This is a genomic window from Burkholderia sp. Ac-20345 (assembly GCF_017104825.1).
In the GTDB taxonomy this organism is placed as follows: domain Bacteria; phylum Pseudomonadota; class Gammaproteobacteria; order Burkholderiales; family Burkholderiaceae; genus Burkholderia; species Burkholderia lata_B.
On record NZ_JAAGPO010000097.1, the window covers coordinates 22,126 to 37,231 of the forward strand.

13 protein-coding genes and 2 pseudogenes are annotated in these 15,106 nt (G+C 67.9%); 4 read left to right on the top strand and 11 right to left on the bottom strand.

What is annotated here, in order from left to right:
• The first annotated feature begins 129 nt into the window (after positions 1 to 129).
• Positions 130 to 378, top strand: a complete 249-nt coding sequence (locus tag G3O06_RS28745) for a hypothetical protein (RefSeq protein WP_174969949.1) — start codon at positions 130 to 132, stop codon at positions 376 to 378.
• A 272-nt stretch (positions 379 to 650) separates the two neighbouring features.
• On the opposite strand, the gene G3O06_RS28750 is transcribed toward G3O06_RS28745, so the two are convergent.
• The 3 genes from G3O06_RS28750 to G3O06_RS28755 form a co-directional block, all read right to left on the bottom strand.
• Positions 651 to 1,262 (bottom strand): DUF4142 domain-containing protein, encoded by a 612-nt coding sequence (locus G3O06_RS28750; protein WP_205818265.1) that lies wholly within the window; start codon positions 1,260 to 1,262, stop codon positions 651 to 653.
• Between the two features lie 53 nt (positions 1,263 to 1,315).
• The gene (locus tag G3O06_RS49820; RefSeq protein WP_277403758.1) at positions 1,316 to 1,450 is read right to left on the bottom strand and encodes a hypothetical protein; all 135 of its coding nucleotides are present in this window, start codon (positions 1,448 to 1,450) and stop codon (positions 1,316 to 1,318) included.
• A gap of 62 nt (positions 1,451 to 1,512) precedes the next feature.
• On the bottom strand, positions 1,513 to 3,504 hold the full coding sequence (locus G3O06_RS28755) for an ATP-binding protein (RefSeq protein ID WP_205818266.1): 1,992 nt from the start codon (positions 3,502 to 3,504) through the stop codon (positions 1,513 to 1,515).
• Positions 3,505 to 3,889: 385 nt separating this feature from the next.
• On the opposite strand from G3O06_RS28755, the pseudogene G3O06_RS28760 reads away from it, so the two are divergent.
• Positions 3,890 to 4,937 (top strand): annotated as a pseudogene (locus G3O06_RS28760) (sigma-54 dependent transcriptional regulator).
• A 30-nt stretch (positions 4,938 to 4,967) separates the two neighbouring features.
• Here the strand turns inward: G3O06_RS28760 and G3O06_RS28765 are convergent.
• From G3O06_RS28765 to G3O06_RS28775, 3 genes are all read right to left on the bottom strand, one after another.
• A complete protein-coding gene (locus tag G3O06_RS28765; protein WP_174982828.1) occupies positions 4,968 to 6,767 on the bottom strand; it encodes a methyl-accepting chemotaxis protein in 1,800 nt (599 codons plus the stop codon).
• A 93-nt stretch (positions 6,768 to 6,860) separates the two neighbouring features.
• Complete coding sequence (locus G3O06_RS28770; protein ID WP_205818267.1) at positions 6,861 to 7,019, bottom strand: hypothetical protein; 159 nt, start codon at positions 7,017 to 7,019, stop codon at positions 6,861 to 6,863.
• A gap of 73 nt (positions 7,020 to 7,092) precedes the next feature.
• Positions 7,093 to 7,347, bottom strand: coding sequence for a DUF3562 domain-containing protein (locus G3O06_RS28775; RefSeq protein WP_174913865.1), 255 nt, complete (start codon positions 7,345 to 7,347; stop codon positions 7,093 to 7,095).
• Between the two features lie 555 nt (positions 7,348 to 7,902).
• Between G3O06_RS28775 and G3O06_RS28780 the strand changes: the two genes are divergently transcribed.
• Positions 7,903 to 8,337, top strand: coding sequence for a hypothetical protein (locus tag G3O06_RS28780; RefSeq protein ID WP_205818271.1), 435 nt, complete (start codon positions 7,903 to 7,905; stop codon positions 8,335 to 8,337).
• A 549-nt stretch (positions 8,338 to 8,886) separates the two neighbouring features.
• Here G3O06_RS28780 and G3O06_RS28785 read toward each other — a convergent pair.
• From G3O06_RS28785 to G3O06_RS28805, 5 genes are all read right to left on the bottom strand, one after another.
• Positions 8,887 to 9,822 carry a universal stress protein gene (locus tag G3O06_RS28785; RefSeq protein WP_205818268.1) on the bottom strand — a complete coding sequence of 312 codons (936 nt, stop codon included), beginning with the start codon at positions 9,820 to 9,822 and terminating at the stop codon, positions 8,887 to 8,889.
• Positions 9,823 to 10,031: 209 nt separating this feature from the next.
• On the bottom strand, positions 10,032 to 11,414 hold the full coding sequence (locus G3O06_RS28790; protein WP_174913860.1) for an amino acid permease: 1,383 nt from the start codon (positions 11,412 to 11,414) through the stop codon (positions 10,032 to 10,034).
• Between the two features lie 442 nt (positions 11,415 to 11,856).
• Entirely contained in the window at positions 11,857 to 12,882 is a 1,026-nt protein-coding gene (locus tag G3O06_RS28795; protein WP_205818269.1) for a DedA family protein/thiosulfate sulfurtransferase GlpE, read from the bottom strand.
• A 185-nt stretch (positions 12,883 to 13,067) separates the two neighbouring features.
• Positions 13,068 to 13,574: a cupin domain-containing protein gene (locus G3O06_RS28800; protein WP_205818270.1), complete on the bottom strand. Its 507-nt coding sequence runs from the start codon at positions 13,572 to 13,574 to the stop codon at positions 13,068 to 13,070.
• A 362-nt stretch (positions 13,575 to 13,936) separates the two neighbouring features.
• The gene (locus G3O06_RS28805; RefSeq protein ID WP_174913851.1) at positions 13,937 to 14,407 is read right to left on the bottom strand and encodes a universal stress protein; all 471 of its coding nucleotides are present in this window, start codon (positions 14,405 to 14,407) and stop codon (positions 13,937 to 13,939) included.
• 323 nt (positions 14,408 to 14,730) lie between these two features.
• On the opposite strand from G3O06_RS28805, the pseudogene G3O06_RS28810 reads away from it, so the two are divergent.
• Positions 14,731 to 15,106: pseudogene (locus G3O06_RS28810) on the top strand (hypothetical protein); the annotation flags it as partial.

Genomic DNA, 15,106 nt, shown 5'->3' on the forward strand with positions numbered 1-15,106 from the left:
TCGTCCACGCCGACGGCGCGCGATGCTGCGCCGCGCCCCGTGCGGGTTCGCCGACGTGCAAGCGTCGCGCCGTCGTGAGCGCGCAGGCATGGCGCTTGCGCCCACATCCATGACCAAGGAGGTTCGACCATGACCGTTCACGCCACCGGCCGCCACGACGCCGTGTCACCGGCTGCCGGACTGCTCTGGCTCGCCACGTCGCGCCCGCCGTCGGAAGACAAGACGGAGGAGCGCATCGACGAGGGACTCGAGGAGACGTTTCCGGCCAGCGACCCGCCCGCCGTTGGCGGCGCGACCCGTATCGATCCTGCCAAGCCGTCCGGCGAGCACGAACGCCGCTCGCCGCACGTCCCTTCCCCGCCCCCCGATCACGGCTGACGGCGGCACCCGGCTCGCGCTGCGCGGCGGCGCAGCGGCGCGCCGGAGCAATCCGGAGTTGATCTGATGAAACGCCTTGAACGCAGATGGCATGAAATCAGCGGCGCCGCCGGTGTCGCCGCGCTGGCTGCAATCGAAAGCGCGGTGGTGCTCGCGATCGTCGCGATGACGGGCATCGGCCACTGACGTCCTGCCCCGCCCGTTCGCGGCTGCCGCCGTGGAAGATGTACAAGCGGGCTGGCAAATTTCTCCGTCACGTGAGCACCGCTCACTCAGTGCGCGGCCGCCACCGTCTGCGCGAGTTGCCGGGCGGCGGCCAGATGCGCGTTCAGCATCGGCAACGCGTTGGCCGCGAACGCGCGAAGCTGCGGATCGCGGCCGTTCCGCGCCTCGGCTTCGTAAAGCCGGATCGCCGCCTCGTGCGCGCGCGGGCCGGCCACCTCGACATAAGCCGTGTCGAACACATGGCCTTCTTTGGTTCGCAACGCGGTCACGGCCGGATCGACGAGCATCCGCGACTGGACCGGTACGCCCTTGGCCGCGCCGAGCCGGCGCAATTCGCCGGCGATCCGTCCGTGATCGTCGACCATCCGGCGCGCGAACGCCTTCACATTCGGGTTCGACGAGCGGTCGAGCGCGAGCTGACTGGCCTGCCGCTCCACCTTGCCGATCATGCCGGCCTTGTCGACGAACTCGACATCGATACCGGTCGGCCGCTGCGTCATGCCGGCCTCGTCGGCGGTCGTGCCGGGGCGGATGACGCCCGGCGCGACCTGCGCTGACGAAGCGGGTGCCGCCTGTGAATGCGGGAGCGCGGCGGCGAATGCGCCGACGGTCGCGGCGAGCACGATTGCCGCCGGTCGGCGGGTTCGATTCGTTTTCATCCGGACCTCCGTGTGTCGCGACGGAGCGGGCCGGTGCCTGCCCGTGCATCACGCTACTCGCGGCGGATCTGCAGCCTGTAGTGCACGCCGCTCACGCCGTCAATGTTGTGCACGACGCGGATCGCCGTCGACACGACCGACGGCACGCGCATCAGGCAAGCGTGCCTGCCGCTCGTGCCGTTGTGCATGCCATTGCATCCATCGCGCCTCCTTGCCTCGTGGATGACCGGGCGAGCAGCCGCGCCGGCGCCTACCGCCCGCGTGGTTTCCGATCGTGCGCAACGTCCGGCGCGACGTCGGCGATCACGCTCGCCAGCGTCGGCATGTCCACCGGCTTGCGTAGATACGCGTCGAAGCCCGCGGCCATCGCGCGGTGCCGGTCGGCGTTGCCGGCGTGTGCCGTGACCGCGACAACGGGCAGATGCGCGCTGCCGCCCGGCAAATGGCGGATGCGATCGAGCAGCCAGAAGCCGTCGCCGTCCGGCATCGCGAGATCCGACAGCACGACGCTCGGCGCCTGCCGTTCCAGCACGTCGAGCGCGTCGTGCCCCGATTGCGCAGTCGACACCTGCGCGCCCATCGTTTCGAGTGCCGCGGCGAGGCTCGCGCGCGATGTCGCGTCGTCGTCGACGACGAGCACGCGCTGGCCGTCGAGCGCCACCGTGTCGGCCGCGCCCGCCGCGTGCAGCAGGCTCTCGGCCGGATCGTCGACGTCCCAGCCGGCCGGCAGCGTGACCGTGACGGTCATCCCGCGTCCGGTGCCGGCGCTCGTCGCGACGACATCGCCGCCATGCAGTTGCGCGATGTTGCGCACGATCGACAGGCCGAGTCCGAGGCCGCGCTTCGGCGACGTGAATGCGCGTTCGGGCCGGCTGAACGTCTCGAACAGGTGCGGCAGGTATTCCGGCGCAATGCCCTGCCCGGTATCGGCGACCGACAGCCGCACGCGCTCGCCCGCACGGGCCAGCGACACGACGATGCGGCCGCCCGGTGGCGTGAACTTGATCGCATTCGACAACAGGTTCGACAGGACCTGGCGCACGCGCTCGCGGTCCGCAGGAATCACGCAGGTCGGCATCTCGTACGCGGTCGACAGTTCGAGCCCGTGCGCCTGCGCCGTCGCTTCGAGTTCACGCGTGGCATCGCGCACGACTCGCACGAGATCGACCGGCACCCGCTCGAGACGCAACCGGCCCGTCGCAAGCGCCGATGCGTCGAGCAGGTCGGCGACCATGTGCGACAGCGACCGCGCGCTGCGATCGATCGCGTCGACCGCCTGTTGGGCGAGCCCCTGACCGTCCGCGTTGCGCAGCACCTCGACCCATCCGTAGATCACGTTCAGCGGCGTGCGCAGTTCGTGCGACACCGTGGCCAGCAGCTCGTCCTTCAGCCGGTTCGACGTGTCCGCCTGGGCACGTGCGTCGCGCGCGCCGCGCAGCGAGCGCATGTTGCGCCGCTCGCCGCGGCGCCGTTCGTGCGCGTCGCGCAGCGTCATCGACAGGCCCGTGCAGTTGCCCTGCGCATCGACGATCGGCGACGCGGCGAAGGTCGCACGAAAACGGCTGCCATCGCGCCGCACGCACAGCACGTCGAGCGGACCGACGGGCGCGCACAGCTCCGCGAACGACGCAGGCAACGGATGCCGCCGCAACCAGCGCGGCGCGATCATCGCGGCGATATCGCAGCCGGCGGCCTGCGCCGCGTCGATGCCGAAGATTCGTCGCGCGGCCGGGTTCCAGCTCATGATCCGGCGTGCGGCGTCGACGCCGACGATCGCATCGGGCGAAGCGTCGACCACACGGCGCAGCAGGACGTCGTCTCGGACAGGCAGATGTGCGTCAGGTGTCGGCTCGCGATGCGCCGGGCGAACGGCACCATCGCCGTCGTCATGGGGTTCGCGCAGACGATGGTTCGCGAGCAGCGGCTTCACGGCCATCACGATCACGCACTCGACGAAGCTGATCGCGACGAATGCGCCGGCCTGCGCGAGCAGCGTGGCCAGCGGCGCATCGCGCCACCAGAGCGCACCGATGACGGCCACGCTCGAGGCGGCTGCAACGAGACCGCCGCCGAACGACGTCAGCCATGCGGCAGCCGCAACGCCTGCATAGAAAGGCAGCGGCGCAAATGACGCGTGCTCGCCGATGACCCGAACCGCCCACGCCTGCAGCGCGGACGCCAGCCCGACGGCCAGCACGATCCATGCACCCTGCCGTAACAGCTCACGGGTCAGGGTCCTCATTGCATCCTTGCCTCGCGCCGGCTCTGGTCGCACGGCGTCATGCCGCTGGTCGACCCTCCGGCCTGCCGTCGAGCGTGCCGGGCGAGTATGGTGGCATCAGCAAGCGCCATGCCCGATGCGGACAACTGCCGGCTGGATGGTGCGCCCGCCGGCTTTCCGCCGCGCCACGGCCGGTCGGGTGCCGGTAGGTATCGCGGGCGCCATCAACGCACCATGGCCGCAACCGGCTTTTTCATCGGAATGATGTAAAAAAGCACCAATACGACCCTGGATGGCCCAGAAATGCCGCGATTCGTGTCAGGAATCGATGGGCTGTTTCTTCTGCCCCCGCCGTGCACATTGGAATTTTCTATTTTGCGGCACCTTCACGGTCGTTTCGCTGTCGATGATAAATATTGCAATCAACGGAACGCGCGATGCCGATTTTCAAAACGGCTCGCCAATTCCGATTAATGCCGATGGGAGAAACCGCAAACCGGTCGAAGCAACGTGCAGACAGCCGCCGGTTGTCCGGCCGGTCCTCCGCGATGCGCATGCTGCTCGGCCGCATCGAGAAAATTGCGCCGACCCACGCCAGCGTGATGATTGCCGGCGAAAGCGGGGTCGGCAAGGATATCGTCGCGCGCCGGCTGCACGATCTCAGTGCCCGGCGGGATGGCCCGTTCGTCCCCCTGAACTGCGGTGCGATTCCGCCCGATATCGCGGAATCGCAATTGTTCGGGCACGAGAAAGGCAGCTTCACCGGCGCGATCGCGCAGCGGGAAGGCTTCTTCGAAGCCGCACGCGGCGGCACGCTGCTGCTGGACGAGATCGCGGAAATGCCCGCGCCGCTGCAGGTGAAGCTGCTGCGGGCGATCGAATCGAATGTGATCGTGCGGGTGGGCGGCACCGAGCCGATTCCGCTCGACGTGCGGATCGTGTCGGCCACGCGACACAACCCGGCTGAAGCCGTGCGCGACGGCCGGCTGCGCGAGGACCTGTTTTACCGCCTCGCCGCGTTTGCGCTGTACGTGCCGCCGCTGCGCCAGCGCGACAGCGACATCGAGACGATCGCGCTGGAGTTCGTCGACGCGCTCAACGCGCGGCACCATGCGCACAAGCGGCTGACCGACGCGGCGATCGCTGCGCTGCGCGCGTATTCGTGGCCCGGCAACGTGCGCGAGCTGCACAACACGATCGAGCGCGCGTACATCCTGGCGGACGAGGGTATCGACGTCACGCTGCCGAAGCCGGCAGTGCGGCCCGAGCGCCTGTCGGAGAACACGATGGCGCTGCCGCTCGGCGCGACCTTGCACCATGCGCAGCAGCGCTTCATCGCGGCGACGCTGCACCACTTCGACGGCAACAAGCCGCGCGCGGCGAAAGCGCTCGGGATCAGCCTGAAAACGCTCTACAACCGGCTCGCGCTGATGCGCGACAACGGCCGCTCCTGAGCGGCGCGGCCGTGTTTCCCGCAAGCCGCGTCATGCGACCTTGAACCGCCCGACCGTGGTCGCCAGTGCGTTCGCCTGCGATTGCAGCGCAGTCGCGGCGGCGGTCGACTGTTCGACGAGCGCCGCGTTCTGCTGCACCATTTCGTCGAGCTGCGTGACCGCGCGATTCACTTCCTGGATGCCGCGCGTCTGCTCGTTCGCCGCGTGCGTGATCTCGGAGATGATGGTCGTCACATTCGACACGTTGGAGACGATCTCGCGCATCGTGTCGCCGGCCTGACGCACCTGCCCGGACCCGGCCGACACGCTCGCGACCGTCGATTCGACCAGCACCTTCACTTCGCGCGCGGCCTGCGCGCTGCGTTGCGCGAGGCTGCGCACTTCCTGCGCGACGACCGCGAAACCGCGGCCCTGCTCGCCCGCGCGCGCCGCTTCGACAGCCGCGTTCAGCGCGAGGATGTTGGTCTGGAACGCGATCCCGTCGATCACGCCGATGATGTCGCCGATCCGGCCCGATGCTTCCTCGATCTTCTCCATCGTCGCGACGACGTCCGACACGACCACGCCGCCATGCGACGCGATCCGCGATGCAGCCGCGGCACGTTCGTCGGCCTGGCCCGCGGCGGCCGCCGACTGGCCGACCGTCGCGGTGATCTCTTCCATCGATGCGGCCGTTTCCTCGAGGCTCGCCGCCGCCGATTCGGTGCGCGACGACAGGTCCTGGTTGCCCGCCGCGATCTCGTTCGCGGCCGTGCGCACCGATTCGCTCGCATCGCGGATCTGACGCATCACGTCGTTCAGCTTGTCGACGAAGCTGTTGAACGAGCGGGCGATGTCGGCCACTTCGTCACTGCCGTCGGCCGGCAGGCGCTGCGTCAGGTCGCCGGCGCCCGAGCCGATCGCGGCCATGGCCTGGCGCACTTGCGACAGGCGGCGGAACGCCGTCGCGGTGATCGCGCCGATGATCAGCGATGCAACACCGACGATCACGAGCAGCGTGATCAGCGAAGCGGTCAGCAGCGAGCGCATCCCGGCCGTCGCCTCGTTCTTGTCGAGCAGCACCAGCGCGTACCAGTCGGTGCCCGGCACGGGGCGCGCGCGCACCAGCTTGGCGTCGCCGCCGACACTCACCTCGACGGGCGCGGTCGCGGCCGCGATCGTCGCGCCGTTCGTCGCACCGAGTTCGGGCGATACGTCGGTGACCGGCTTCAGCGTGAGCTTCGCGTCCGGGTGTGCAACCACGTGGCCGCTGCTGTCGATCAACATCCCGAAGCTCGCGGGCGTCGGGTGGATCGTCTTCACGTTCGCGATCACGGTGTCCATCGAGACGTCCGCTGCGACGACGCCCTTCACCGCGCCGTCGCGCACAATCGGCACCGCGAACGTGACGACGAGGTTGCCCGTGCCGGCGTCGACGTAAGGCGGCGTGACGACCGGCTTGCCGGCCTGCGCGGCCTGCTTGTACCACGGGCGGCCGGTCGGATCGTAGTCGGGCGGAATGCCGGTCGGGTCGGAGAAGTGGAACGCCTTATCGGCGTAGCCCGCGTAGACGTTCGTGAAACCGCCGGCCGTGGCCATCTGCTTGAACACCGGCAGCGGATCGGGCGCCAGCGCGGCATCCTGCAGCGACGCGATCATCCGGCTCCGGGTGGCGACCCAGTCGGCGATCCCGACCACGTGGCCGCTGGCGACGGAGGTCAGGTTGCGGTCGATCGCATCGTCGTTGTACGAGCGCGCGATGAAGTAGTTGATGAGCGTGGTGGCGACGAGCGCGAAGACGACGATGGCAACGCACGCGGCGAGGATGCGGGCGCGGATGGACGAGAACATGGCAACGACTCGGTAAGGGAGCGCGAACGCCCGGTGGACGAATTCACCGGGTAAACGGCAATCGCGCCGCTTACTTGAGGCCGCTGTGACAATTCAGTGAAACGTATGACAAAAGACAACGCCGGTTGTCAGGAAATCGTCAGGATTGCCGTGCACGTCGCCGCCGGACGCAACGACGCTACCGGCGATCCTGGGCACGGCGATCAAAAGGGAGTGGGAACGGGCCGGCTCGCTGTCGACGGATGCATCCATGTCGATCAGGAACCGGCCCTGGCCCGGCGACGGATCGTGTCACGTCCGCGGCGTCAGCCGCGGCGCTCGTCCGTCACAGGCGATGACTCGGACGCGGATCGGCTTCCGCGGACGGCGCATCGGCCCGCGTGTCGCTGTCGAGATCGTCCTGCTGGCGCATCCGTTCGCGCAGATGCCGGATCGCGAACACGTGGATGTAGTCGTGCACTCGCGCGTCGGACGACAACACGCGCACTTCGTCGTCGAGCATCGCACGCAACTGATCCGAACCAATCGCGCGCTGTTTGGCGGCTTCCTTGAGTGAATCGAGCAAATTGTCCTTGGACATCGACGGACTCCTGACAGTCGAGGAACGAAAAGAAGAAGGTACCGGAAGCTTAATGACTGAACGGCCGCGCGGCGTGCGATGCGCCGGCGCGTGTTTGCGCGCGATCAACGGCACGTTGCATGCCGCCGTGCCGATCCGTCCCCGAACCGGCCGCGCAATATCCGCGGCGCAAACTGCCCGCGAACGAGACTGGAAGCCCTGCCACGCCACCCCGGGGCGCGGCACCGGCTGACGGGCGAACGATGGAACGCTGCCCGGCGCCGATGCAAAGGGCAACTTAGACCGGCCGAAATCATGCGTCAAGCGACGTCCCCCACCCGCTGCCCATTCGTCGGAACGAACGGGGCGGATCGTCGCCGGAACGGCCGATCGGTCGCGATGCGTGTCAGCGGATTCCGATACGGGCCGCGCAATACCTGACAGCGACTTCAGCGCGCGCTGCTTGGCAGCGCACTGGCGCGACACGATACTGGTGACATGGACGAAACGTTCATACAGGTCATCGCTCAGGCGGCCGTCGAGCCGGCATGCGGGGCCTGGCGCAGGAGACCAATCATGGCACTTCGCAACTTACCGGGCCGGGACGGCCAGCGGCGCGCGTCGGGCAACGCGCGCGCCCTGCCGGCCAAGGCCGTGTCGGACGGCAACCGTCCGTCCGACAATATCGACACCTTGCTTGCGCTCGCTCGCGAAGCCGGGTTGCTCGTCACGCTCGACGGGCAGATCGGCCGCGAAAAATACCAGAGCGTCGCGGGCTCGGTGCTCGCGTTGCAACGGTTCGCCGCGGCACTGTGCGCGCGGGCCGCACCCGACGTGCCGGCCGTTGCCGAGCCACGCCGCAAGGCGCGCCCCGGCTGGCCGCATGCCAACCGCCTGCGCAACCGCACGTGCAGCGCGTGCGCGCCGCTGCATGTCGCGCGCCAGCACCCGCGGGTGTGCCGCGGCGCGGGCCGACGGCACGACTTGCGGTCGATGCTTCGCACCACCTGAGCGTTCAAGCAGCCGTTGCACGGCACGGGGCCATGCAACGGCTGCGCACCGCGCGACGTCGGCAGCGCCTGCCGCAACGCCGTGCCTGTATGGCGGCGGAGCGCATGCCGAGACCATCGCCGATCCGCATCGGCGCCACCGCGCGCCATCACGCATCATGACGCGCCGTTCCACACGGCCGCAATGACAACGATTCCTGCGGGGAAAGCAATCCAGACGGGGCCAACTACAACACGAACGAGGAAAGCGGACGGGGTGACTTGCACCCCGTCCGTCCTCCAAGGCAGCCGTTGGCTGCCTACCCTCGTGCCAGAGAGTTCTCGGTCGGATGACGCGCCGTGCATTGCACGTTGCGGCTCCGGAAATTGATGTGACGGCTGAATGCACCGTCGATCGCAGCCTTTGACACGCGCATTGCTGCGTGGCTGCGAGGTACATGCACGACAGACCGACCGCGGTGCCGGACGTTCCGTCAATGTCTCACGCACGATTCGCACCGTTTCTGATGCAGGTCAAGCCAAGCCTGTTTCGATCGCGACACCGCGCGATTTATTCGGTACCGCGCACGAGCAGCACCGGCACCTGTGCGAGATGCGCAACGCGGCGCGCGACGCTGCCGATCAGCCAGGCGGCGATACCGCGCCGGCCGTGTGTACCGACCACCAGCAATTCGGCACGCCAGTGCACGGCGTCGCGCATCAGCGCATGGGCCACGTCGTCGCTGGTCGGGCGGGTTTCGACGACACCGCGCTTGGTCGGGTTTCCTGTCGCATGGAATAGCGGGCCGATCTTCGCGAGTGCCTCCTCGCCCTCCGCGCGATAGGCATTCTCCAGCGCGCGCACCGGCACGATATCCGTCAGACGAACCGCGCGATCGATCACGTAGGCCGCGTACAGCAACGTCGTCGGCGCCGCGAAGCCGAGCCCGACGCGCACCGCGTTCAGCGACGGCTCGCTGCCGTCGACCGCGAACATCAGCCGCTGCAGGCCGCCGCCCGCCGGCCGCGCATAGGCGGCCGGCACGATCAGCAGCGCGCAGCGCGCGCGCGACGTCAGCGTGTCCGACATCGCGCCTTCGACGAGCCGCAGCAGCCCGTGATGCGGATTCGCGCCGACCATCAGCACATCCGCGTTCCATGCCGACGTATCGCTCACCAATGCATCGGCCACCGAGCCGCCGGTTACCGACGTATCGATGACGGCCTGCTCGACCTCGATGCCGCTATCGGCGAACAGCGCCGCGATCCGTTCGTTGATGGCTTGCGCTTCGCGCATCAGGTCCTCGCGCGCGGACGTCAGCAGCGCGTCGATGCGCGGGATGTCGGGCAAGACGAGGCGCGGGTTGTCGATTGCGCAGACGATGCGCAATCGCATGCCGGGACGCAGCAGCGTGCGTGCGTAGCGCGCGGCGGACAGCGATTCGGGCGTCGGATCGACGGCCAGCGCGATCCGCGCAAGCGTCGGGGTGGGCTGGGCAGGCTGCATGGCGAAGGTCTCCGTGCGTGCGCGTCGTCGCGGAACGACGACGGGAGCTTCGCGCGGAAGCGGCGCGCGGCGGCCGGACAGCCGCCGCGGTCGCGGGGATCGGTGCGTTGCCACGCGAAGCGCGGACAATCGATTCGTTCAGCATAGATCGTCCGGCCCGCGCGCGCATGATCGCGATCAAGGGTCGCGCGGGCCCCTGCCCGTGCTGCTTACGACTTCGTCGGCACCGATGCCGCCGGACGGTTCGCGTAGAACAGTGCATACGAAATGCCGAGCAGCACGATCCACACCGGCCCGATCACGAGCGCGACGCGCGTATCGGGCGTGAACGCCATCAGCACGACGACCAGCACGAGAAAGCCGAGCGCAACGAACGAACCGAGCGGATAGAACGGCACGCGGATCGGCAGGCGCGCGATCCTGTCGGCCGACAGCGTGCGGCGAAAGCGCATCTGCGCGATCAGGATCACGCACCACGTCCAGATCGCACCGAACGTCGACACCGACGTGAGCCACGTGAACACGTGCTGCGGCGCCAGATAGTTGAGCAGCACGCCGATCAGCAGCAGCGCGACCGACACGATCACGCCGTACACCGGCACGCCGTTGCGGTTGACCTTGCCGAGCTTGCTCGGCGCCTGGCCCTGCTGCGCGAGGTTGTAGAGCATCCGCGCGGTGCTGAACAGGCCGCTGTTGCACGACGACAGCGCCGCGGTCAGCACGACGAAGTTGATGATGCCAGCGGCGGCCGGGATGCCGAGCCGCGAGAACGTCATCACGAACGGGCTGCCCTGCGTGCCGATCTGGTCCCACGGATAGAGCGACATGATCACGAACAGCGCGCCGATGTAGAAAATCAGCACGCGCCAGAACACCGAGTTCACGGCCTTCGTCAGCGACTTCTCCGGGTTGCGCGCCTCGCCGGCGGTGAGGCCGAGCATCTCGACGCCGAGATACGCGAACATCACGATCGGCAACGCGGCGATCACGCCGTTGATGCCGTTCGGCATGAAACCGCCGTGCGCCCACAGGTTCGACAGGCCGATCGCGACACCGCCGTTGCCGATGCCGAACGCGATCATCAACCCGCCGCCGATGATCATCAGCACGATCGTGACGATCTTGATCAGCGCGAACCAGAACTCGAATTCCCCGTACAGCTTGACCGCGATGAAGTTCACCGAACCCATCGCAAGGAGCGCCGCGAGTGCCCAGATCCAGTTCGGCACGCCGGGGAACCACATGTGCATGTAGACGCCGACCGCCGTGATTTCCGCCATGCAGGTGACGATCCACACGAACCAGTAAGTCCAGCCGGTCAGGTAGCCAGCCAGCGGGCCGAGGTAGTCGCGTGCGTAGCGGCTGAACGCGCCGGCGACCGGATTGGCGATCGCCATCTCGCCGAGTGCGCGCATGATCAGGAAAATTGCGATGCCGCCGAGCAGGTAGGTCAGCAGGATGGCCGGGCCGGCGACGCGGATCGCGGTGGCCGAGCCGAGGAACAGGCCGACGCCGATCGTCGCGCCGAGCGCCATCAGGTTGATGTGCCGCTCTTCCAGCCCGCGATGCAACTGGTCTTCTGGTTGTTTCAAGTCCGTCTCCTGGCAGCCGCGAACGGGCCGCCGTCATTGTCGATGTCAATGCGCGACCGTTCATGCCAATCACGGCATGCCGAAAACGAAATAATCTCCGCTGTCGTTTTCTAAATTAGAAACGACACGGATACTGCGTCAATCCGATTGGAATCGCCGCGGATTATCCGTATTTTCCGGAACAATCCGGAAAACGGATCGGGCCTTTCACGGAATACGCCCGTGCGGCCCGTGTGACGCGGCTGTGCGCGTGACGGACGACGACGGGATCAATCGCTTTCGGCGCGAACGAACACGCGTCGAATGTGCGCGATCAGGCGCACGCAATATGCAGGCGGGATTATATGGAGGATCAGCGGTTTCACGCCAGTCGATTTTCGTAAAATCGCGGGGCGTGAAACCGGTGGTGGAATTCGAATGCGCACGTATCTCGCGCGCTGATTTACTTCGACAACGTCGCACGCACCGTATATTCGCCTTCGAGCACACCGTGTTCAGGACGCACGAAATAACGCGACGCATCGAGATCGGCCGGCATCGGCTCAACCGGATAGCCGTGCTTTTCCCACGCATCGAGGCCGCCTTTCAGCGCCCGGATATTGTGAAGCATCTTCTTGCGCTGCATCTTCGCGATCAGGCGCTTCGCGGTGGCCTCGTTCGGGCACACGCAATAGACGACGATCGGCCGTTTCAGCATTTCCGGGTCAAGCAGATCCGGCGAATCGAGATCGACCGGCACCGCGCCGGCGATCCGGTACGGTTCGCGCTCGCGGATCGCTTTCGGCCGTGCGTCGAAGATCAGCGGCGGCTCGTCCGACGTCATCATCTCGACCAGTTGCGGCGGCGAGATGCGAACCTGTGCAAGGTAGCGACGGAACTGCACGCGACGCACCCAGCGGTACAGCAGGAACGTGATGAAGATCGCGAGGAACGCATCGAGGATCGTGCCGCCGCTCGCGCGCACCCACAGCACGAACTGGACGATCTGGTCGTGAATGGCGGCACCGCCGATCAGCCAGAACGCGGCCCACAGCGACGCACCGGCCAGATCCCAGAACAGGAACACACCGACGCCGATCGCGGTCGTGCCGAGCAGCGGCGCCGACACGAGGCCGAGCCCCGGCAGGAACTTCGACAGCACGAGCAGCGGCGCGCCGTATCTTTCGAATACGTTACGCGCGAAACGCAGCGTCGTGTCGAGCGACAGCGAGAAGCGCACGAGGCCGTTCAGCAGGCGCCGGCCGCGCGTGCGGCCCATGAAGAACCACAGCGAATCGGCCAGCATCGTCGCGCCGATCGCCGCCGCGAACATGCTGACCCAGGACGCCTGCCCCATTGCCGCCATCGTGCCGCCGAGAATCAGCATCGGCACGGCCGGCACCGGCACACCGAGCTGCGTGATCAACACGCTCGCGAACACGGCCCATGGGCCGAGCGACGATGGAATAGCGATGGGAAAGTGCCACACGGCGGCGCTCCTGGAAGACATGCGGCCGCGCGACGGGGGCTGTCGGTACGGCTGGGCAACGGCCGCCGCGGCACGTCCGCAGCCGACCTGATGCATCACGGCATTCTAAACGGGTTTGGCCGCGCTCGCGCGGAACACACGCCATCGGCGCGGGCTTCGCGCCAAAGGTTGCACCGCCGTGACAGTCACATGTCCGTGCGCTGCGCGAGCTTGGCGACGTGTTCCGCGTAGTCGGGAAACGTGGCGGCCAGCTCGGCCGCGTCGGCCAGTTCGAATTCCGCGAACTCGAAGCCCGGCGCCACCGTGCAGCCGACGAGCGCGACGTGCTCCGGCGTCGCGCAGCGCGCGCCGAACCAGCTCCCGGCCCGCACGACCGTCTGGAACACGGTACCCGGATGCGTGAGCGGGTTGCCGAGCCGGTGGATCGTCAACCCGTCGCGCGCGTCGAGCACCCACACCTCGATCGGGTCGCCCGCGTAGAAATGCCAGACCTCGTCGGAACGGATCCGGTGCCACGACGAATACGCGCCGTCGCACAACAGGTAGTAGATCGCCGTCGACGCGGCGCGTGGCGCGCCGTCGGCCGGACGCACGACCGAATCGGTCGCACGGTAGGTTTCGCGGAAATAGCCGCCTTCGGGATGCGGCTGAAGATCGAACTGGCGAATCAGGTCGGTAGCGGAAATCGGCATGGCGGATGACGTCGGTAAGGTCAGGAACCGGACACCCGGCGTACGGCCTCGCTTCGCTCATCGCGAACGCGACCGCATGCCGCCGGATGCTGCTGCGTCGATCGCCGCGGCCATGCGCGCGGCGAACAAGCGGACACCGGTCGATGCTGCCAGAACTGCGTGTCGGGATGCAACCGCGACACGCGATTACGCCCACGGGGTGCATCGGGCGTGCCGCCCTCGCCCGGCCGATGTGACAGAAGCGACAGCCGCACTCACGCGCCGTGCGTCGTGCGCTTCCGTTTCATCTGGCCATCATCCGGCGAATGCGCGAGACAGTCGCCACCCGCTCCCGCCCGTGCGTCAGTGCGATGCCGCTTGCTTCACGCAGACGCCGGGGCACCAGGCTCGCTGTGCCGCACCAGCAGCACGGGCCGGTCGGCCGCGCGCAGCAGCGATTCGGCGACGCTGCCGAGCAGCAGCCGGCGCAGGCCGTGGCGCCCGCTCGTGCCCATCACGATCAGGTCGGCGTCTGCTTCGGCCGCAGTGCGCATCAGCACGGTGGCGACATCCTCGCCATATGCGTCGAGCGCGCGCACGGTGCCTCGCACATGCTCCTGCGCAAGCACCGCCTTCGCATCGTCGAGCACCGGTGTCACGGCATCGGTCGCTACCGCATCGCCATCGCGCGCGGCAGCGAAGCCCGCATCAACGTCGACGAGCTGCGGCCGGTGCTCGACGACATACGCGCAGGTGACTTCGCCGCCGGATGCCGCCGCTATCCGGATCGCCTCGGTCAGCGCGAGACGCGCGCTCGGGCTACCGTCGAGCCCGACGAAAATCCGCTTGTACATGGTCCGTCCCTCCGACCGGGCACGCATCGCGCGTCGCGCGACGACGGCCCGTTATCGCCACCCGGCCCGGTGCCGGGTGGCCTGCCGAACAGTCTGCCCCACGTGCCGGCGCGCCCGTTGATGCGCGTCAAGCGCGGCTGGCGCGCCCGCTGCTCCACGCCGGTTGCCGCAATTTCTAGTGACCCCATTACAAAAACCGTGTAAATCGCGCACAATTTCATCTTGAAAATAGACGTTGCATGCAGCCGGTGCGAGTTTTGCCCGGTTTTGCTGCGCTGCTCCGGGTGCCACGGAGTGGCCCCCGACAACAGAATGGCCATCGAATGACCGCCAGTGGAACCCCGCCGCGTGACGCCCGAGGGCCCACGCGCTTCCAGACCATGTTACGCCAGCCGCTCGCGGCCGGCGTCGTTGCGCTGTGCGCCGGCGCCGTGCTGTCGCTCGGCGTCGCGCTGCTCGTGCGCGAGCAGTGGCAAGGCGCCGTCCATACGCGTTTCGAACGCCGCACGTCGCACGTGACCGCGATGCTCCGCCACGAGCTGCAATCCGGCGTGGCCGTGCTCGAAGGCGCGCGCGGCGCGTTCAGCCTCGTCCCGGGCATCACGCCCGAGCAGTGGCGCCGCTATGCGGACACGCTCGACCTCGACAGCGGCCGCTCGCCGGTCCGCCAGCTCGGCTATGTGCCGCTGACACCCGCGA

What these genes read in the sequence shown, in the direction of transcription:
- G3O06_RS28745 (WP_174969949.1), top strand. Translation starts at nt 130, where the DNA reads ATGACCGTTCACGCCACCGGCCGCCACGACGCCGTGTCACCGGCTGCC.
- G3O06_RS28750 (WP_205818265.1), bottom strand. Translation starts at nt 1,262, where the DNA reads ATGAAAACGAATCGAACCCGCCGACCGGCGGCAATCGTGCTCGCCGCG.
- G3O06_RS49820 (WP_277403758.1), bottom strand. Translation starts at nt 1,450, where the DNA reads ATGCACAACGGCACGAGCGGCAGGCACGCTTGCCTGATGCGCGTGCCG.
- G3O06_RS28755 (WP_205818266.1), bottom strand. Translation starts at nt 3,504, where the DNA reads ATGAGGACCCTGACCCGTGAGCTGTTACGGCAGGGTGCATGGATCGTG.
- G3O06_RS28765 (WP_174982828.1), bottom strand. Translation starts at nt 6,767, where the DNA reads ATGTTCTCGTCCATCCGCGCCCGCATCCTCGCCGCGTGCGTTGCCATC.
- G3O06_RS28770 (WP_205818267.1), bottom strand. Translation starts at nt 7,019, where the DNA reads ATGGATGCATCCGTCGACAGCGAGCCGGCCCGTTCCCACTCCCTTTTG.
- G3O06_RS28775 (WP_174913865.1), bottom strand. Translation starts at nt 7,347, where the DNA reads ATGTCCAAGGACAATTTGCTCGATTCACTCAAGGAAGCCGCCAAACAG.
- G3O06_RS28780 (WP_205818271.1), top strand. Translation starts at nt 7,903, where the DNA reads ATGGCACTTCGCAACTTACCGGGCCGGGACGGCCAGCGGCGCGCGTCG.
- G3O06_RS28785 (WP_205818268.1), bottom strand. Translation starts at nt 9,822, where the DNA reads ATGCAGCCTGCCCAGCCCACCCCGACGCTTGCGCGGATCGCGCTGGCC.
- G3O06_RS28800 (WP_205818270.1), bottom strand. Translation starts at nt 13,574, where the DNA reads ATGCCGATTTCCGCTACCGACCTGATTCGCCAGTTCGATCTTCAGCCG.
- G3O06_RS28805 (WP_174913851.1), bottom strand. Translation starts at nt 14,407, where the DNA reads ATGTACAAGCGGATTTTCGTCGGGCTCGACGGTAGCCCGAGCGCGCGT.